The 17,808-nt window shown below is 62.2% G+C and carries 21 protein-coding genes, 1 other RNA gene and 2 pseudogenes; 3 read left to right on the top strand and 21 right to left on the bottom strand.

Translation table 11 applies throughout. The features are described from left to right. Position 1 precedes the first annotated feature (1 nt). From C3Y92_RS07390 to C3Y92_RS07485, 19 genes are all read right to left on the bottom strand, one after another. Entirely contained in the window at positions 2-1,627 is a 1,626-nt protein-coding gene (locus tag C3Y92_RS07390; protein WP_129351223.1) for a DUF935 domain-containing protein, read from the bottom strand. Further along, the gene (gene terL, locus C3Y92_RS07395; RefSeq protein WP_129351225.1) at positions 1,608-3,251 is read right to left on the bottom strand and encodes a phage terminase large subunit; all 1,644 of its coding nucleotides are present in this window, start codon (positions 3,249-3,251) and stop codon (positions 1,608-1,610) included. Before terL ends, C3Y92_RS07390 begins: the two co-directional genes overlap by 20 nt. A gap of 3 nt (positions 3,252-3,254) precedes the next feature. Next, entirely contained in the window at positions 3,255-3,752 is a 498-nt protein-coding gene (locus tag C3Y92_RS07400; protein WP_129351227.1) for a DUF1804 family protein, read from the bottom strand. Between the two features lie 3 nt (positions 3,753-3,755). Continuing rightward, positions 3,756-3,950: a hypothetical protein gene (locus C3Y92_RS07405; RefSeq protein WP_235669644.1), complete on the bottom strand. Its 195-nt coding sequence runs from the start codon at positions 3,948-3,950 to the stop codon at positions 3,756-3,758. Then, positions 3,947-4,201 carry a hypothetical protein gene (locus C3Y92_RS07410; protein WP_129351231.1) on the bottom strand — a complete coding sequence of 85 codons (255 nt, stop codon included), beginning with the start codon at positions 4,199-4,201 and terminating at the stop codon, positions 3,947-3,949. Before C3Y92_RS07410 ends, C3Y92_RS07405 begins: the two co-directional genes overlap by 4 nt. Beyond that, the gene (locus tag C3Y92_RS07415; protein WP_129351233.1) at positions 4,201-4,809 is read right to left on the bottom strand and encodes a cell division protein ZapB; all 609 of its coding nucleotides are present in this window, start codon (positions 4,807-4,809) and stop codon (positions 4,201-4,203) included. The genes C3Y92_RS07410 and C3Y92_RS07415 overlap by 1 nt, the downstream gene beginning before the upstream one ends. Continuing rightward, positions 4,790-5,530 carry a transglycosylase SLT domain-containing protein gene (locus tag C3Y92_RS07420; RefSeq protein ID WP_129351235.1) on the bottom strand — a complete coding sequence of 247 codons (741 nt, stop codon included), beginning with the start codon at positions 5,528-5,530 and terminating at the stop codon, positions 4,790-4,792. Before C3Y92_RS07420 ends, C3Y92_RS07415 begins: the two co-directional genes overlap by 20 nt. Before the next feature lie 2 nt (positions 5,531-5,532). Beyond that, positions 5,533-5,889, bottom strand: coding sequence for a putative holin (locus C3Y92_RS07425; RefSeq protein WP_129351237.1), 357 nt, complete (start codon positions 5,887-5,889; stop codon positions 5,533-5,535). A gap of 100 nt (positions 5,890-5,989) precedes the next feature. Next, complete coding sequence (locus tag C3Y92_RS07430) at positions 5,990-6,988, bottom strand: DUF2806 domain-containing protein (RefSeq protein ID WP_165352080.1); 999 nt, start codon at positions 6,986-6,988, stop codon at positions 5,990-5,992. A gap of 20 nt (positions 6,989-7,008) precedes the next feature. After that, the gene (locus tag C3Y92_RS07435; protein ID WP_129351241.1) at positions 7,009-7,443 is read right to left on the bottom strand and encodes a Mor transcription activator family protein; all 435 of its coding nucleotides are present in this window, start codon (positions 7,441-7,443) and stop codon (positions 7,009-7,011) included. Further along, entirely contained in the window at positions 7,440-7,853 is a 414-nt protein-coding gene (locus C3Y92_RS07440) for a gp16 family protein (RefSeq protein ID WP_129351243.1), read from the bottom strand. Before C3Y92_RS07440 ends, C3Y92_RS07435 begins: the two co-directional genes overlap by 4 nt. A 9-nt stretch (positions 7,854-7,862) precedes the next feature. Continuing rightward, positions 7,863-7,928, bottom strand: an RNA gene (locus tag C3Y92_RS07445) — hammerhead ribozyme type II. Then, positions 7,927-8,211 carry a hypothetical protein gene (locus C3Y92_RS07450; RefSeq protein ID WP_129351245.1) on the bottom strand — a complete coding sequence of 95 codons (285 nt, stop codon included), beginning with the start codon at positions 8,209-8,211 and terminating at the stop codon, positions 7,927-7,929. The genes C3Y92_RS07445 and C3Y92_RS07450 overlap by 2 nt, the downstream gene beginning before the upstream one ends. A 35-nt stretch (positions 8,212-8,246) precedes the next feature. Further along, complete coding sequence (locus C3Y92_RS07455; RefSeq protein WP_129351247.1) at positions 8,247-8,867, bottom strand: DUF3164 family protein; 621 nt, start codon at positions 8,865-8,867, stop codon at positions 8,247-8,249. Continuing rightward, a complete protein-coding gene (locus C3Y92_RS07460; protein ID WP_129351249.1) occupies positions 8,864-9,223 on the bottom strand; it encodes a LacI family transcriptional regulator in 360 nt (119 codons plus the stop codon). The genes C3Y92_RS07455 and C3Y92_RS07460 overlap by 4 nt, the downstream gene beginning before the upstream one ends. Then, positions 9,213-9,788: an ArsR family transcriptional regulator gene (locus C3Y92_RS07465; RefSeq protein WP_129351251.1), complete on the bottom strand. Its 576-nt coding sequence runs from the start codon at positions 9,786-9,788 to the stop codon at positions 9,213-9,215. Before C3Y92_RS07465 ends, C3Y92_RS07460 begins: the two co-directional genes overlap by 11 nt. Continuing rightward, on the bottom strand, positions 9,789-10,532 hold the full coding sequence (locus C3Y92_RS07470) for an AAA family ATPase (protein WP_129351253.1): 744 nt from the start codon (positions 10,530-10,532) through the stop codon (positions 9,789-9,791). Then, complete coding sequence (locus C3Y92_RS07475; protein ID WP_235669646.1) at positions 10,532-12,496, bottom strand: Mu transposase C-terminal domain-containing protein; 1,965 nt, start codon at positions 12,494-12,496, stop codon at positions 10,532-10,534. Before C3Y92_RS07475 ends, C3Y92_RS07470 begins: the two co-directional genes overlap by 1 nt. A 365-nt stretch (positions 12,497-12,861) precedes the next feature. Further along, complete coding sequence (locus tag C3Y92_RS07485) at positions 12,862-13,293, bottom strand: hypothetical protein (protein ID WP_235669693.1); 432 nt, start codon at positions 13,291-13,293, stop codon at positions 12,862-12,864. 202 nt (positions 13,294-13,495) lie between these two features. Between C3Y92_RS07485 and C3Y92_RS07490 the strand changes: the two genes are divergently transcribed. Beyond that, positions 13,496-14,287 carry a LexA family transcriptional regulator gene (locus C3Y92_RS07490; protein ID WP_129351261.1) on the top strand — a complete coding sequence of 264 codons (792 nt, stop codon included), beginning with the start codon at positions 13,496-13,498 and terminating at the stop codon, positions 14,285-14,287. 524 nt (positions 14,288-14,811) lie between these two features. Here C3Y92_RS07490 and C3Y92_RS21405 read toward each other — a convergent pair. Both C3Y92_RS21405 and C3Y92_RS21805 read right to left on the bottom strand, forming a co-directional pair. Further along, a complete protein-coding gene (locus C3Y92_RS21405) occupies positions 14,812-15,000 on the bottom strand; it encodes an HI1506-related protein (RefSeq protein ID WP_165352081.1) in 189 nt (62 codons plus the stop codon). Between the two features lie 35 nt (positions 15,001-15,035). After that, positions 15,036-15,424: pseudogene (locus C3Y92_RS21805) on the bottom strand (Mu-like prophage major head subunit gpT family protein); the annotation flags it as partial. A gap of 107 nt (positions 15,425-15,531) precedes the next feature. Here C3Y92_RS21805 and C3Y92_RS07505 point away from each other — a divergent pair. Both C3Y92_RS07505 and C3Y92_RS07510 read left to right on the top strand, forming a co-directional pair. After that, positions 15,532-16,185, top strand: a pseudogene (locus C3Y92_RS07505) (transposase); the annotation flags it as partial. Between the two features lie 515 nt (positions 16,186-16,700). Then, complete coding sequence (locus tag C3Y92_RS07510) at positions 16,701-17,681, top strand: AraC family transcriptional regulator (protein WP_165352082.1); 981 nt, start codon at positions 16,701-16,703, stop codon at positions 17,679-17,681. Positions 17,682-17,808 lie beyond the last annotated feature (127 nt).

Consider the following 17,808-nt stretch of genomic DNA (forward strand, 5'->3'; position numbering starts at 1 on the left):
GCTATTCGGCCCCGGCCGTGGGTACGGCTTCGGCTTGGGCGCTCAAGCGCCCCCACAGTTCGCCCACGAACAGCACCCGGGCCGTCAGCTCCTCCAGGGCCGTGGTGTCCATCTTCGGGTACAGCTCGGCCAGCTTGCCCAGGAACACCTCCGGGGCGACGCCGGCTTCGACCTCGGCCAGGATCGGGGCCAGCATGTCCCTGGCCAGGGCGGTCAGGACGGCGTCGGGCACCGTGGCCGCGTCCACGGCGTCCTGGTCCGGGAAGCGCGGATCGTCGCCGGCCTCGGCGGCCAGCGCCGCCGTGGCTTCGGCCGGGTCGCCCTGGTCGGGCGCGGCCGGGTCATTTTTCGTGACGCCATCCTTGCGGGCCAGCACCGCCTCGCCTTCCTCGGGCATGGGGATGCCGGCGCGCTCATGCGCCCAGCGGGTCGGGATGTCCATGACCAGGGCCAGCTCGGGCAGCGACTTGGCCAGCTTTTCCAGGTCTTCGGGCCGCGAGGGATCGAAGACGAAGCGCGGCAGCAAAGCCGGATCGGTGACGGCCTCATTGAGATAGGCCAGCGGGGCCAGTAGCTGGCGGGTCAGGCTGCCGGCAAGTTGCCGGGCATCGCTGGCCAGGATGTCCAGGCGCACCTCGTTGTGGATTTCCCCCAGCGCCTGGCTGCCCACGCCCTTGGTGTCGGTGGTCAAGGTGCTGCCCAAAATCGCCTTGGACTGCCCGGTCTCGCACAGGTCGTGCATGGCCATGAACGGCTTTTCACTGCCCCGGGCCGCTTCCTTGAATTCGATCTCCATGCCTTCCGGGATGATGCCGGCGGCGTCGCTGCCGAGCATCCGCAGGGCATTGAGCAGGGTCTTTTGCTCCTCGTCGCTGGCCGAGGAAGGATATTTGCCCAGGCGCATGGGCAGGCCGTGGATTTCCAGGAACTGCGAGAAGTCGCCCCGGCAATACTGCTTGAGCAGGTAGGTCCAGCACAGGACGCGGAATAGCCCGGCCCGGGCAAAGATGCCGGCTTTGCTGCGGTGCTTGTGGACGATCCAGCCCAGGCCCCACAGCTCTTGGCCCTCGGGGGTGTTGTCGCGCAGGCGAAGCGTCCCGGCCCGGCCGTCCCGGGCGTGAAGCGGCAGCATGAACCAGTTCTGCGGCCGATGGTGCAGCCCGGCCGGCAGATGCCGGGAACCGTCATGGCTCCATTCGATTTCCAAGCAGGCAAACCCGTGGCCGATGGCGTCGGCCATATCCAGGATGACGTCTTCGAAGTCCGGGATGGCTTCCACCTGTTCGCGCACGGCCATGGCCACGGCCTCGGCCCGCTTGCCGCTGGCCTTGCCCGGTTCGATGCGCCAGGGGATGGACAGCAGCGCCCGGCGACGCTTGGACAGCTCGGCATGGATATGCTCGTCGCGGTCTTCGATCTCGGCGAAAAGGGTATGCTGGCCCACGATGTCGCCTTCGTCGGCCGCGCGCAGGAGCGCTTCCAGCCGCTTGGGGGTCAGGCCCCCGGTCAGGCTGGCGATGTAGTCGTTGTGCAGCGCGACCAGGTCGGCCGTCTGCATCCCCTCTTGCGCGCCGCCCCGAAAGGCGGAAAAGGCGGCCTTCAGGCGATCAATCATCGTCGTCGTCATGGTCGTGGCGTCCTTTGCCTATCAGGTTGCGACCGCCGGCCTTGGGCACGCGGGTGAAGGCCATGGCGGCGAAACCGCGCGTGGCGGCCTGCCACAGCATTTCCAGAGCGTCGGGGCCGTCGTCATGGTCGGCTTTGGGGAAGTGCTTGAGCTGTTCAATGAGCGTGCGCTGGGAAGGATGCAGGCGGATGCGGCCTTGGGCGAAATAGGGTTGCAGGGCTTCGATGCGAAGCGCCTTGTCGGTGATGGGCGTCACGGCCCGGGCCGGGATGGCAAGGCCCCGCAGCATGGCCCGGCGGATGAGTTCGGTGCGCAGGAACTCCTGGAACTGCACCGCCTCCACCACCCACAGCAGGCATCGGTAGCACTCGTGAAAGCTGATGACGTCTTCGATGATGCGGTCCGGCACGCGCTTGCGGATGGACGCTTCGACCACGTCGAGCACGCCGCGCTCCCGGGAATAGCCGCCGATGAGGATGGCCGAAGGGTCGCGGCCGGCCCCGGCCTTGCCCAGGCTCGGGTCCAGCGAGCCGAAGTAGAGCCAATCGTCGCGGCGCTCCACCCAAAAGGTGAGGCAGGCGGCAAAGGGCGCATCCTCGCCGGAAAGCGGGTCGTTTTGCTGTTCGCTGTCAAAGGCGGCGTGGCCGTCCCGGGCGCGCTTGAGCATGAGCTTGTAGAGCGGCCGGGCGCTTGGCCAGGAAACCACCGCGCCCTTTTCCATGGCCTTGCCGGCCTTGGCGTAAAAGACCTGGGCCGCCTCCTCCCCCAGGGCGAGGAGGATCTCTTCCCAGCGGTCCCACAGGTCCATGCGGTCGGGCCACTGGATGACCGCCTGAAATTTGCGCGAGCGCCACAGCCGGTTGCCCAGCAGCCGGGCCAGCACAGAATCGTAATGCAGCACCGTGCCGACCAGGATCACGTCCATGGTGTCGCCGGCTTCGCCGAGGGAAAGAACGGTCTTTTGTAGCCAACTTTGCAGCTTGTCGCGCTGCTCCGGGCTTTTGACGTTTTCATCGTTTTCCAGGTCGTCGCAGATGACCAGGTCCGGCCGGTGCGGCCCATGGCGCAGGCCGCGCATCCGTTTGCCGCTGCCGAAGGCTTGCAGCTTGACGCCGCCGGCCGTGATGGCCACGCCCACGTTCCACACGCGCCCCAGCCCCACGGCCTCGGGCCAGTCCATGGCCAGGCGCGGGTTGGCCTCCAGCTCCACCTTGACCGCCTCCAGCAAGGCGGCGGCCTGCTCAAAGGCGTCGGCGACAAGGATCACGTAGCGCTTGCGGCCGGTCAGCAGGCACCACAAGACGAAAATCATGGCCACAATGGTGGACTTGGCTTCGCCACGCGGTGCGGCGCAGGCCAGCCGCTGGCCGTCCGGGTGGTCCACCAGGGCCGGCAGGGTTTTGTCCAGCCAGGCGTGGAGCACGGAATCGCCGTACCGGCTGTAATGGGGAAAATAGGTGTGGCGGAAAAAGGCGAAGTCGGCCTTCACGCGCTGCCGGCGCTCCTGGGCGGCGGCCGGGTCCGAAGCGAAGCCGTCGCACTCGGCTTCGATGGTACGGCGCATACTTTCGGCCAAGCGGGACAGCTCGGCCAGGAAGTCTTTCGGCTTGAGCTTGAGCGCCATGGCCTACCCGAACACCCGCGCGACTTCCGCGCCAAACGGCTCCAACACCTCCAGGAAGGCCGGGCCGTGCTGGGGGTAGCGGTCGCGGATGAACACGCCGAGCTTGTCCAGCACCGAAAGCGCCGTGGCCAGCTCGGACGTCTCGGGCAAGACCCTTTTGGAGGCGGCCACGGTCTTGTTGAAGCTGTCGGCCAGGCTGGCCAACATATCGACCTTGGCTGCCGCCGGCATGTCGCCCGTGGAAATGGCGTCCATCAGGGTTTTGTGCTGCACCACGTAGTCGGCCAGCATCTGCCGGGCCACGGCCTCCACGCCGTCGCCGGCCAGCAGACACGCCGCCCGCAGCTTGTCCCAATCCTCGCCGGCCTCCTTGGCCTTGCGCTTCCAGCGGGTGGCCGTGCCCGGGGCCACGCCGGCCCGGGCGGCGGCGATCTCCAGGGGCAGGCGCTCGTGGACATAGGCCGCCCGCACGGCCGCAACCTTTTCGGAGCCATGGGCCATGGCCTACCACCCCATCTTGGCCCGGATATAGGCGATGCCCAGGGAGACCACGCCGCCGGCCAGCGCGCCGCCGCCGGCTCCGGCCACCATGGCCCGCCGTTCCACGGCGTCGAGACGATCCACCACCGTGTCCACTTTGCCGTCGATGCGGCGCAGGAGCGCCACCTCCGTGGTTTCTCCCGCTTCATTCCCGCTCATGATTTGCCCCCTCCGATGAGACGATCCAGTTTGTCTTCGATGGCCTTGAGGCGCTCCAACATCTCGGTCCGCATCAGCAAATAGTCGTCACGGCGCACGCAGCCTTCGGCTACCTTTTCCCGCAGGGCCGCCACCTCGGCGTCAACGCGCTTTTGCGCCTCCTTGAGGCCGTTGACCCACAGGCCACCGAAAAAGGCGACCAAACCCAAAAGCCCGTTGACGCCCAGCGATACCCAGGTGGCGGTATCCATCAGCGGCCCCCAGGCTCCGACGCGAAGTCGATCAAGGCGTTGACCTGGGCTTCCAGGGCCTGGCTACGTGCGCCGAAGTCGCGGACATGGGCCAGGATGTCGGCCGGGGTCACGGCTCGGACAGGTCGTAGTCCGGGACCAACGGCCGGGGCGGCGTCGGGCGCTCCAGCAACTGGGGCGGGATCGCCGGTTTGGGGCACGGCACCGTCACCGGAATGACCGGCGGCACCGACGGCTTCGTTGTACAACCGCACAAAATCAGGGCCGAAAGAACAGTTAAGGCCAGCCGTCGCACGGGGTATCCTCCTGGTGATGGTGTTGGTTTTGGCCGCGCTTTCCCGCTTGGCCCGGTCCAGCCGGGCGGCCAGAGCATTGACCCGGCCGGTCGCCGCTTCCAGTTCTTCGCGGGCCTTGCGTTCCGCCTCGGCCCAGGCCTTGGCCTGCTCGGCCTTCCAAGTCTCGGCCTGGGCGTTCAGCTCGGCCACCTCGGCCCGGCGGGCGACGTCGGCCTTCTCGAAGCCGGTCCGGTAGCCGGTCCCAAAGGCCAGTGCGCAAGCGACAAGCGCCGCCAGGGCGGCCCACAGCCACTTATTGAGCAGCAGCGACATGGCAAACCCCCTGGCCCCAGCCGGCCCGGATGTAGAGCGGTTCAAGCGTCCCCAGGATGCGGCGGGGATAGCCCCGGTTCTCGCGGAGGGCGGCTTCGGTGCGGCCGGCGTTAAAGCGCTCGACCTGGCCGAACCAGACTAACGGGTCCGCGCCTTGCTGCTTGGCGAGTCCTTTGTCGCGCTGCACCCAGCCCAGGCCGCCGTTGTAGCTGGCCAGGGTCATGGCCATGCGCTGGCAATCGTCCCGGGCCGCCACCCGGTCCCACAGCCATTTGTCGTAGGTGGCCAGGCCGCGAAGCGCCCAACCGGGATTGAAAGGCGCGTTGTCGGCCAGCTCGGGCACCATGCCGGCGATCCAGGCCGAGGTGGCGGGCATGAACTGCGCCAGGCCACGCGCGCCCACCGGCGAGACGGCGTTTTCGCGCCACCGGCTTTCCTGGTGGACCTGGGCCGCCAGCGTGGCCACCGGAGCGGAAAGGCCGAAGGCGTACCGGGCGCACCGGGTCAGCTCGGCCCGATGGCGCAGGGCATTGGCCGGGATGGATTCGGCCCGGGCCAGGGAAGCCAGCCCCACAAGCACCAGGCAAACCCCCAGGCCGAACCCCAGGCCCCAGGCGAACCCGACCCAAAACTGTTTGCGGAAGGCCTCGCAAGCGTCATCGGCCCAATCCAGCCAGGCGTCGGGGATACACCGCAGCATGGCGGCCAGAACGCGGCGCATGGCTACAGGCCCAGGCAAACGGCCAACATGCAGCCGGTGACGATGAGGGCGCGGCGCAAGAGCGCGCTGGCAAAGGTGAGCTGATAGCCCGGCACCACGGCATGGTCCGCCTGGTCGTCGGGATAGACGGCGTCATGGGCGCGCCACTCCCGGGCCAGGTAGCCGTCCGGCCGCGCATATGGGAAAAGCCAGCGGTCGATCCAGTAGCCGGCGTAGGCGGACAGCAGCAGCTGCACGAACTTGTAAAGCAGCACGGGCAGCTGCACCGGCGAAACCACCGCCAGCGCGGCCAACAGCACGGCTGCCGCCACGGAACAGACAATCAGACGCGGGGGATGAAACTGGAACTTGTCGAGCACAAACGCCTCCTTGCATTGCGGTTTGGAGGCGGAAAAGAAACCGCCCCCGGACGCCGCCTATGCTAGGCGGCGCGACGGGGGCGGGGATAGGTGAAGGGGTTCAGAACTTTAGTTCGTCCTCAAAGCTTTGCACATGCGTATAAATCTTGGAAAATGAGTGTGTATTATTTTCGAAGTTCTCTTTGTATACAAACATTTCGCGAAACCTATTCTCGTTGTAGCTACAAATTATACTTGACATGTATTTTAAGTCTGCCTCGTCGTTATGGTCTCTGTCGCATATATTGAAAGCTGTATTTCCAGCCGTTGTAATCATGATCCCAGGAATTACTATTTTTTTTGCACTGTCTACGGCAAAATAAAGGTCATCCTTTTTGATAACCTTATACTCAAATCCATTGATGGACTTTGATTTGTCTGAAAATCCTCTAAGGTCGCTTTCAATATTGTTGATGAGCCCTGTGTAAAGAAGAGTCACGATGTCTTTTAATAGTATCCCAGGTGGAAAAATTTCATTTTTCGGATTGCATATCAAAACACCAGGCGAAACTATGTAGCGAGATATTTTTTGAAAAGTTCTTGCTTCATTTTGAGAGATATTTCTCAATACATCGAGCGATCTCAAGGGAATCGTTCCAGGGTCTTGTATTTCCTGAGCTAGCAATCTACCCCATAATCTTTGCAGCTCTTCATTGCCAATAGCCTTTGCCTCGCGTCTCCATCTCGCAAAAAAATCATCATCAACTTCTTTATCGGAAATTTCGTCATCTGGAATATCTTTTAATGCTTCTACAGCCATTCTTACATTTCCTGCAAGCTTTTCAACCTCTTGTTTTTTTTCAATCTGCAAAGGATTAATGGACTCATTTTGCGTAAAACGTGGAGATGGAATGATCTTGCCGTTCTCATAGGAGTATTCTCCGGACAATATCATTTGATATTCAACTTGAGTTTTGGCAGCCATCAACAGCACATCTCTCCGGATTGCTGCCTCACGCTTTCCAAACAAACAAGAGTACACCCTGTCCACCCCTTTTGGGGCAGCTTGAAGCAGAGGAGCAAAGTCTGCATTAATTTTAGCACTGATGTCGATATTCATAGAATTATCTGGTGCCATAGTTATGCCCTTATCTTTTCAAAAAGTGAAAACTGCGCATCCGTTCTCGGAAGCGTCTTCAGAATATTCCACACCCGCCTATCTGACAGCTTATACCGCATAGCCAAGCAAAAAACAACCTCCGCCGAAGACCTCCCGTTCCTGGTTTCGGCGACAAAATAGGCATTGATCTCCGCATCCCTGGCCGCCTGCAAGGCCGCCGCGCACCTCGGCACGTACAGCTCGCCGCCGCCGAAATGCTTGACCAGCGCGTCCGCCGCGTCCAGGCCGACCACGTCGGCCAGCATGTTGTAACGCAGCTCGCCCAGCTTGGTTTGCCGCTTGGGCACGGGAAAGGTGGTGCCGCCAAGGCTGCGCACCAGCTTCATGGCCTTGTCCAGGCCGATCAAATCCACCAGCTCGGCCACCGAGGCCGGAAGATTCTGCTTGCCGCTCATGCCGTCCTCCCGTGGCGCTTGGCGTCGCGGATGAGCGCCGCCATGACGCCCCGTACCTGCTCGGGCGTCAGCCATTCGAGCTTTTCCACGCCAAACATGCGCTTGGCGATGCCGCCGGCATAGCTCCACGGCCGCTTGGCCTCGGCCAGCAAGGCCTCGATCTTGTCGAGGTAGCCGGCGGCATCTGGCACCGCCGGCTTGCGGTGGGTGGGTTTCTTGGCCGGCTCCTGCCAGCCAAGGGTACGCAGGTAGGCGACCACCCGCACTAGTTGTTGCGCCGAACAAGCGGTGCAACTGCTTTCGCCGGTCTGCCGCTCCAGGATGGCGCGGTAGGTTCCGTCGTCGAGCGCCAAGTCTTTCTTGGCGATATGGACTTTGGCCAGAAGGCTTTTCCGCGATTCAGGGCGCATGATGCTTCTCGTTGGCTGCTCATCAGGCCCGGGCCGCCACGCCCGGACGACCGCCCACGCGGGGCGGTTTCGCTTAGGCCCCTCCGGCCATGATACGCCGGGCCTCGCCCGCGTAGGGCGCGCCAAGGTGCCCGTTGGCGATAGCCTTATTCACCACCCGGGACAGGCCTTCGGCCCGTTTCTTCCAGGCCAGGGCCTGGCCCTCGGCGGCCCGCAACACCCGCATGGGCACCGGACGGTCCGCGCCCGTACCGCAAGGGACCAGGCTCCGACTGCCGCAGTTGCCGCACAGCGTTTCGCCGCCTAACTCCATGGGCTGGCCGATGTGGCCACACTCCATGCAACTGGAGCGTTCCATGTCGCTGCCTCCTTTCGGGATGCTCAACGCGTCCATCACAGCGCCGCCAGGTCCAGCGGAATCGGGGCATAGCTGCCGTCTTCCTGGCGCTCGTAGACCCGCAGGAGCTTCTTGCTGCCCACCACCTGCAAGCTGTCGGCAATGGCTTCCATGGCCTCGCGCCAGCGCGGGTCCGGGATGTCGAGGCGGCGCAGGCCCAGGATCGCGCCGGTATTGAGCCGGCCTTCCTTGTCCACGGCGAAGGCCTGGTTGATGATGGCCTTGATTTCGTCGGGGCTGCCTTGGGTCCATTCGGTCAGACATTCGTCAATGAGCGCCTTGGCCGCCTGCAACTCCACGCCAAAGGTCAGGTGTTCGCTAATTTGCACCTGCACCTTGTAGCGGCCGTCAAAGCTTAAGAGCGTGGTGTTGCCCTTGAGACCGCCGAGCTTGGCCCCGTACTTCTCGGCCGAAAGGTCGATAAAGGCCTGGATGTCGCCCAAGGTCTCGGCGCGAAACGCCTTCATGTCCCCTTGCAGCTGCTTGGCCCTGGCCACCACGCCGCGCGTCAGTTCGTCGCGCAAACGGTCTTGCGGCTTGACCTTGGCCTCGGGAATCAGATGCCCCTTGGCGTCTTCCAGGTAGCCGGGCGGGATGGGGGTTGCCGTCGTGGTCATGCTGTCTGCTCCTTTCCGGCCGCCTCGGGCCGGGGCTTGGTGTGGGAGTGGACGCCCGGCTTGTGCGGGCAGGTCTGGCAGGCCCGCCACAGGCGCAGGGCCGCCGGGCTGGACGTGGGCATTTCGCCGCTGTTGGCCGCGCACTCGGCCGCCGTCACCGTGCGGCCCAGGTACGGACACGTCGCGCCGCCGAGGACGCGCTGCACCGTGGCGGCCAGCTTGTCCGTGCCGCCTGGGTACTTGCCGGCCAAGGCCAGGCTTACGGCCGTGCGGGAGTAGCCCAACCGGCGGGCCGTGGCGGCGATGGTGGTGCGCGAGGCTTCGGCGGCCAGCAGCGCCAGCCAATCAGCGGCCATGCCGCACCTCCCGGGGCCGGCCAATCTCGAAAATCTGGCCGGTGTTGCAGTCCGTGAGGCGTTTGGTGCGGGTGTTGAGCGCCGGAGCTTCGGGGCCGGTGTTCCGGTCGCGCCGCAGCCGCCAGCGCTTTGCCCCGTCCTCGCCGCGTCTGGCCAGGGGCAGCAGATAGCCGGCCGCCTCAAGGGCGGCCAGATAACGCGTCAGGTTCCGTTCCGGGGCTGTCTCGCTGCCGTCGCACAGCATGGTGAGCAGGTCGGCCAGGCTAAAGCCGTCACGGATGCTCATGACCCGCCACGCCTTTTGACGCAGGGTCAGGCTGCGGCGGCTGGCGGCTGCTTCGCCGCAGGGGCCGGACGTGATTTCCCGGCCCGCGACCAGAGCCGCGCGGCCCTGGTCAGTGAGCTGATGCGCGCCTGAAACGGAAACAATGAGGCCTTTGGCGTGAAGATGGCGGAGGCACCGACTCAAGGCGTCCATTTTCTTGCCCAGGGATGACGCCAGTTCGCGTGTCATCTTTGGGCCATCCGCCAGGGCGTTAAGGATTGTCAGCCTGCCCCAGGCCATCTAACGCCCCCCGGCCTTGCGCACGGTCCGCGCCGTCCGGCTCTGCCAGTCAAAGGACAGGGCCACGCCTTCCAGGTCGGCCACGTCCATGCTGTCGAGGCCGTTAAGACGGGCCAGACGCTCGACGGCGGCGATCACGTTAAGCACCTCGCGCATCCGTCCGCCTGAAAGCCGGTGCACCTCGGCGACCAGTTCCGGGCTCATGACCACCTCGGACAGCTGGCGGCAGGCCTGGGCCACGTCGGCCATGGTCGAGGGGGTGAACTCGCAAACCTGGGCAATCCGGCTGGACAGCTGGCGGTGGCGGGCAATGGACTGCTGGATGCGCTCCATGCCGATCAGCACCACCGTCACCTCGGCCCGGTCGGACAGGTCGCGGATTTTCTCCAAGGCCGCCGCGTTTTGGTGCAAGGTGAACTCGGCCTCGTCGATGACCAGGGGCGTTTGCGTCTCCACCACCCGCTCCAGCAGGCGGGAAAAGAGCTGTTGCGCCGTGCCCGAAGGGTCCACCCGCATGGCCTTGGCCAGTTCGACCAGGCAGTATTTTGGCGTCCAGTCCACGTTGGCGCGCAGGAACACGGCCCCGGATTCGGCAGCCCAATGCCCAACAATATGGGACTTGCCGAAGCCGGGCGCGCCATGGACCAGCATCATGCCAGCCTCTGCCGCCCCGCGTTGCTCCACGGCCTGGATACCGGCCGTGAAGCGACTGTAATTCTCCGTCTTCACAAACTGCTTGCGCATTAACGCCCCTCCCCGTTGTTGGCGTTTAAGCGGTGACCGGGCCAGGCAATGCCCCTGGCCGCGTAATAAGGATGCAAATCGGCGTAATGGTCGCCGGCCACATAGGTGGCCAACCAATCCCGATCCTTGTCCGTCTGTTGGTCCTGATGCCCCATGAGCCAGGCATAGCGTTCCTGGAGGCAGGAAAAGAGCGGCCGTTTGGCCGGTTGCGGCGCGGCCTCGGTCATGGCCGGGGTCGGCGTGGGTTGCGCCGCGCAGGAGGCGGCCGAAGGCGTGAAGCTGTCGGCGATGAGCGCCTCGGGCACGTCCGGCAACTGCACCGTGGCCCCGGGCACGATCTGGCGGATTTTGCCGGTGAGCAGGCCCACCTGCCGCCGTTCGCGGCGCTCGCGGGCGGCTTCCACCTGGCTTTTCGGGAAGTAGGCCATCTTGTTGCCGTCCAGGAGGGCCGAGCAGATGAGTTCACCGTCAGTGGTCCAGCAACGCACTTCCGAGGGGTCCCAAATGTCGTAGCGGACATCCACCCATTCGTTGTGGAAGTCGGCCAATTCCTCGGCAAAATAGATTTTGTTGTGGAGTGCGACCTCGCCGTTGCGGACCTTGCGCGGGATGCCGGGCATGAAAAGCTCGTCGCGCAAGTTGCTTGGCACGGTAAAAGGCTCGAAGCCGCGCGCCGTGAACTGGCCCCAATATTCGCCTGGCGAAAGGTGCCGCCGCCGGCCGGTCGTCTGGTCCACCACGCGGGGCAAGGCGCGGTGGGGCGTGGCGTTGTATTCCTCCACTCGGGCGAGCAGCGCCGCCTTGAATGTCTCCCAGGTCGGCAGCAGCTTGGATTTCGCGTGGTTCTTGAGGTCCGCCCGGGTGATCTTGAAAACCTTCTTGGCCGCGTCGCGGTCCATGTCGGCGTGGGAGGAAGACGGCAGGCGCTTGGCCAGGGGTTCGCACAACGTCTTGACCGCCCGTTCCATAAGCCCCTTGCCCTGGGGCCGGCCGGGAATGGAGCGCACGGCCTCTATGCCCAAACGGGTGAGCATTCCCGAACCCGGGGCCAGCATGATGTTGTTGACGTAGCCCGGGCCGTTGTCGGTGTAGAACATGGCCGGGATGCCGCCGAACAGGCAGGCCATGCGCAAGGCGTCGAGCACCGTGCCGGCGCTTTCGGCCTCGCCGATGGACATGCCCACGCACCGACGCGTGGCCACGTCGAGCACGAAGGTGACCTCGGGCTTGAACGGCCGACCATGGACGGGGTGCTGCACTTCGGCGTCAAAGGTGGTGCCGTCGGCGGTGTAGACGTCCGTGGGCCAAAGCTCGTCCGTGCTGCGGCGCTTGTGGGGCCGCAGCTTGAGCAGGGCATTGCCCGTGGCGCGGCCGGCCTCGCGGTCCGGCGTGGCCATCTTGTCCAGGAAGCGGCGCACGGTGAAAATCGAAGGCAGGCTGCCGGCGTAGGCTCCTGAAAATTCCTTATACGCATCGGTGACGGTGGGCTTTTGCGGCCGCTGCCAAATGGCCAGGAAAGCCGGAGCCCAATCGGGCACGACCATGTCCTTGCCCTGGTGTTTGGGGGCAAGCGCCGCTTCGCCGCCCTCGGCGAACATTCGGCACCAGTCGTAAAGACGGCGGCGGGACAAGCCGCGCCCGGCGGTCATGCGGTCATTGGCCACGGCCACCAGCTTGGCCAACCACGGGGCCAGGGCGTTGTCCTTGGCCCCCTGCACCAAGTTACGAATGGCCGCTTCCTTGCCGATAAGGGGAATGGCGCGCTCGACCTCCCGCACAAAGGCCAGCCGGGCCAGGGCGGCGTCCCGCTGCCGCTGCGTCAGCTTGCCCAGGGGCAAGCCTGAAGGAACCTGCGCGGCCCGCCTGGAGCCGGAGCAAACAGCTGTAGCTGCCCCCGATTCCACCCCGCCGGTCAGCATGGCGGCGGCAAAAGCCTGGCGCACGTCCTCAGGCAGTGAGCGCACAGGGTAGAGGCGGCGTTTGCCGCCACGACAAGTTGTCTCTTCAAAGGGCCAGGATTCCCGCGCGGCCTTGGATCGGACGGCACGCTCCGATATGCCAAACACTTGTGCGATGTCTTTTGCCGTAACCATGTCTTGCATTGCCGTGACCGCCTACGCAGCTTCCTTTCCCTTCATGTCTTCCGGCAGGGCCAAGAGTCGCACCGGACACCCTGAATCGAGCAGCGCCCGAAGTGCCTTCCGGTTGTTGCGCTGACCGTGGATCGTGGCCGAGACGATTGGTCGGGTGACGCCGGCCAAGCGGGCTACCTCAGAGACAGTAATGCCCCTTTCCACCATCCAGGCTCGGACCTTTCTGCCTTCACGCTTCATAGTTCCGTCTCGATTTTGCGTTTGCGCGCCCGCAGGCGCTTGATTTCCTGTTCAGTCCGCGCCCACTCCAGAAGTTTGGCATCGTCGCCATCAATGACTTTCCACCCCTGCCCATGAGACCGGGCCAATAGATCCAGGGGTTCAGGCGTGCCAAATACATGGCAGAAGAGATTCAAGGCTCTGGTGCTCGGCACATTCTTGGGTTCGTTGGGGTTGAGCCACTTCTCAAGAGTCGCCAGGGTCAGCGTCTCGGCATTGCCGCCACAAAGCCGCACCCCATAGCGCCTCGCTGCTTCGTTCAGCCTATCCACAGCTTCGGCTCGCGAAAGCCCGGAGCTTTCAACAATCCGACTCATGGACGCCGCTATATCGGCGTCCATGTTGAGGCTGGGCAGGTCCAGCAGACTGAGGCGTCGGGAGCTGTGCATCAATTCGGCAATCCTTGATCCGAAAATTCCTGAGCGTCGGACATTGTGTAACTGTGCGGCCCCTGGTAGCTACGTTTGAAGCGGGACACTCGTAGCCACGACCAAAGCTCTATAAAATGGAACAAAAGTCGTCAACTAAACATTGCTTGTTTCCGACTTTTGTTCCGAAATTGAGCTGGTAAAAACTGGATAATTATCTGAAATGACTAAGAAAGAACAAAAATCTTCTGCATCCGACTTTTCTTCTGACTTTCCGTCTGAAAGCCGGATGGAGTTCGATGCGACCATTTCGAGGATGGTTCAAGCGATAGGGGGCAAAAGCCAGGAAGACTTGGCGTCCTTTTTTGAGATCAGCAAAGACGCCATTTACAAAGCGGGAAGACAGGGGAAGATACCCCCGGCTTGGTTTCTCACTATCGGCAAAAAGGCTGGCATTTCTATAGATTGGCTTGTGTCTGGCGTCGGCCCCATGCGTCCGGGAAACGCTCAAGCTGCGCCCGCCGAGACGCAAAAGCCGGCTGTAGCCCCTGAAGACGACTTGCCATGGATGGCCCCCGAGGCCGCGCCAAGCATGGGCTATGCCCTGGTACCGAAGGTCAAGGCGCGCCTATGCGCGGGGACAGGGAGTCTTGAGACGGAAGGGGAAGTGATTGGCTATTATGCGTTCAAGTTGGACTTCCTGCAGAAGAAAGGACGCCCGAAAAAAATGGTCCTCATGGATGTCGCGGGCGACAGCATGGAACCGGACGTCTGGAACGGCGACACGGTGCTAATAGATGAAAGCCAGCGAGATATAATAGCCGGCGCAATGTTTGCGGTGGGAATCGAGAACGAGGTGTTTGTTAAATACCTGCTTCGCATTCCTGGGAAGCTTGTTTTGAAGAGCAAGAATTCGGAATACGATCCAATTGAAGTCGATATGAACGGCGACCTTGCCGGCGCGGTGCGCATCATCGGCCGAGTAGTATGGAGCTGCCGCGAGTACGTGCGCTAGCCCATCAAAAGCCACCCGTTCCCGTGCCAAAAGCCGCGCATTTTTCCTCCATTTTCCATCAATCGGTGCCAAACCGTCTTTGTGCCCGTCGACGCCCGGAAACCTAGGCGGCACGGGCCTTTTCATTCGTTTAGCTCCCTTTCAAATTAGTGCCAAAGTGATCGCCTCCCCGGTTTTGGCACTGATTAGCGCTATGCTTGGCACGCCGTCTGTTTTCTCCCTCTAGTTTTTTAACGCCTCTTTGGCGGCGGGGATTGGCGGTGATGGCCGCGCGCACCATGAGGTGGGCCGGCTTCCGGTGCCAAATAGCGTACGCGCCTCTTCGTCGGAAAAGACTTCCACGGGCGTGAGCCCCGGCTGCGTGCCTAGGCCGTGCCTTAGGCCACGATGAGCACCCGCTGCACGTTGGCGGGCAGGGTGCGCATCGCCTTCGGCGGCCTCGGTGGCTTCGGCCGGACCGAGGGCAGGCGCGCCGGTTCTCTCGGTGGCCGGGGCTGCTTCGGAGGCGGCGGAGCCGGCTGTTTCTAGCGCGGCTGGGGCGGCTCCTGGGGCGGGTCGATGATTTCCACTTCCAGGTCCGGGTTAGCCCTCAAAACGGCCAGCTGGTCCTCGGTGACGGTGCCCGGCGGGATGTCGCCCGGCTCGGCCCCATGCTTGAGGCCGGCCCGGTAATGGCCGCCGCGCAGGCTGCGTGTGCGCAGATTAGTGGGCACCACCAACAAGGTGGCTTGATGACCAGCGGCCGACCGTCGTCGGCCTTGAAAGCGGTCATGGCGTCATAGGCGGCGTTGAAGTTGGCGTCGTTGAGCGGCTTTTTCGAGCAGTAAGCCGTCTGCCAGAAGCCGAAGCTGGAGTTGCAGCGGTAGTGGATGCCAAAACGGTATTCGTCGGTCATGAAGACCGCCTCGTCATCGGCGCGGTTCATGCTGTCAGCTCGGGCTTGGTGCGCTCCTGGAAGAGCACGGGCTTGAGTACGCGGGAGGTGCCGAGCAGAAACCAGGGAATGCCCGTGCCGTCAGCGATGTTGGCGATGGTGGCGGCCGCGCCGGTACCGTCCACGTTGGGATTGACCGGGTGGTCGGTGTCGAAGAAGTACTGGCCGTCGAAGCACAGGGTGGACAGCCCCAGGCGTAGCAAACCGTAACTGCCTGTTAATAATCGCCGCCTCCTGATCGAGAATATAGTTACCGGGCGGTTGGAGGTGAGCCGATGGGACTTGGTCTCGGGTCGATCAGCAGGGGACGATGTTTCTGGCCTGGAATGAGATTCCCCGGTCTCGTGGGCACGCTTTTTACGATCGTCTCCAGCAGATTCTCCGGAAAGCCGGCTTCGATGGCTTCGCCGAGAAGCTGTGCAAGCCCTTCTATTCCGACAAGGGGCGTCCCTCCATTCCGCCTGGCCGGTATTTTCGGATGCACCTCGTGGGGTATTTCGAGGGTATCGACAGCGAGCGCGGCATTGAATGGCGGTGCGCCGATTCGCTTTCCCTCCGGGATTTTCTCCAGCTTTCGCCCAAGGAGTCTGTGCCAGGTCATTCCTCGCTCAGTCGGACACGGTCCCGTCTGCCGCTGGCGACCCACCAAGAGGTTTTCACCTGGGTTCTCAAAGTGCTCAGCAAGGATGGCTTGGTCCTTGGAGGCCGGATCGGCGTGGACGCTTCGACCATGGAGGCCAACGCAGCGCTGAAGACCATCGTGCGCCGGGACACGGGCGAGAGCTACCGCAAGATGCTCCTGCGCATGGCCAAGGAGAGCGGCATCGACTCTCCGACGGATGAGGATCTGGCTCCCATGGACCGCAAGCGCGTCGGCAAGACTCTTTCGAACAAGGACTGGCAGTCACCGGTCGATCCCGAGGCGAAGAGCACCAAGATGAAGGATGGCCGTCCTCATTTTTCCCTCAACTCCGACAAGCCACCTCGCTCTCCGATACCGGAAATATAGCTGCCAAAGCGGGCCGTCCAACGATTACAGATAGATAAATCTGCTCGTGGGCCGACCTTCCCAACGACTCAGCTCGCTTTGTTGACTTTGATATTCAATTTCAGTAAGTGCGAACCCTGATATTTCCGATTGACCAAGATATCAAGCCAGGAGGTGACCATGCTTTGTCAGGCCCGATTTCATCAGGGAAAACAAAAGCAGCTACCTGCGGGAATTCCTGACCGGGCCTTTTCCACCATGTCGTGACAGGGTGTCCATCCGTGATGGACACACCAGCACCCTCTCGTTTCGCGGAAGAAATACCCAAAGAAGGCGAGATTTTCACCATGGCATGCAATGCCTGAATCAACTCCGGCAATTGGCAAAGGCTGTCGCAGAGGGACTTGAGGGCCAGAGGGGCTATGGTTCTCAATCAATGAAGGCGATAATTAATTACAAAAAAAGCAGGTTTGCCTGCAGATCAGGTCAAAATGAAATACAAAATGCATGTTGCAGGCGATGGGGAAGGACGAACGCCTCGCATCGACTACCGCATTGAGGCTGAAAGAGGTGTAATGACCAGCGCAAGCCGAGTCATTTCCTTACGTCCTGGGCTTCTCTTGAACATATCGGCTGTTCGGCCTGGCATCGAAGCCAAATTCAAATTTGAGATCGACAAAGCCCCCGTACAATTCGGATTTATCGTATCAGGTTCGAATCGATGCACGTACTATGATGGTGAGTTAAAAAACAAAACTCACCTTTTGCGACAGGGGAGCAATGGTATTTACTATTTCCCGCAAACCTCCGGTGTCATTGAAAGCGATGACGGCTTTGGAGTGTTTGTTGTAAGTATTTTGACAACCGCCTGTTTCCTAGATGAGTATTTCAAAGACGACATAAAAAACCTCTCTCCTGCCTTTAAAAAAGTTATAGGTGAAACAGGCGATCAGTTCTGTTGGCACGGCAAAGCAGGGCATGCAAAAATGGCTTTGCTCTCGCAGATAATACAAAACAACTATTCTGGAGCCGTGCAAAAACTTTTCCTGGAAAGTCGGGCATTGGAACTTATGGCTTGGCAGTTGGATGAATGCCTTCATGCTTCATCTGCCAGAAGCCAGAATCACTCCTGCCTCAAGAAGGCTGATGTGGAATGTATCAAGGCGGCCAGGGAACTGCTGGTAAAAGACTTCGAGAATCCACCAAGCGTGGCCATGCTGGCCAAACTGGTCGGCATCAATGAAAAAAAACTGAAAACTGGATTCAAGAAGATGTTTGGCCAGCCTGTTTTTGAATATTTTCGAGACTACCGTCTGGAGCATGCCAGAGAGTTGCTCGTTTCCGGCGGCATGACCGTAAGCGAAGTCGCCTATCAGATTGGATACCAGAACCTGAGTCATTTCAGTCGGGCCTTCCGGGAGCGGTACGGCCTCAACCCCAAGGAATACGGCCGCCTCAGGGGCATGGCGTAAGAACGCCACGGGCCTATCTGTCGTCACCAGGCAGGGTCCCTCGAGAGTGTCGGCGACTCTCCCCCATCAGACAGGGCTTTCCGGTTGTCTGCCGAAGCCTGAAAAGTTTCCCCTTCCGGGGCAAAGA

It is taken from the genome of Solidesulfovibrio carbinolicus (assembly GCF_004135975.1).
Taxonomy (GTDB): domain Bacteria; phylum Desulfobacterota; class Desulfovibrionia; order Desulfovibrionales; family Desulfovibrionaceae; genus Solidesulfovibrio; species Solidesulfovibrio carbinolicus.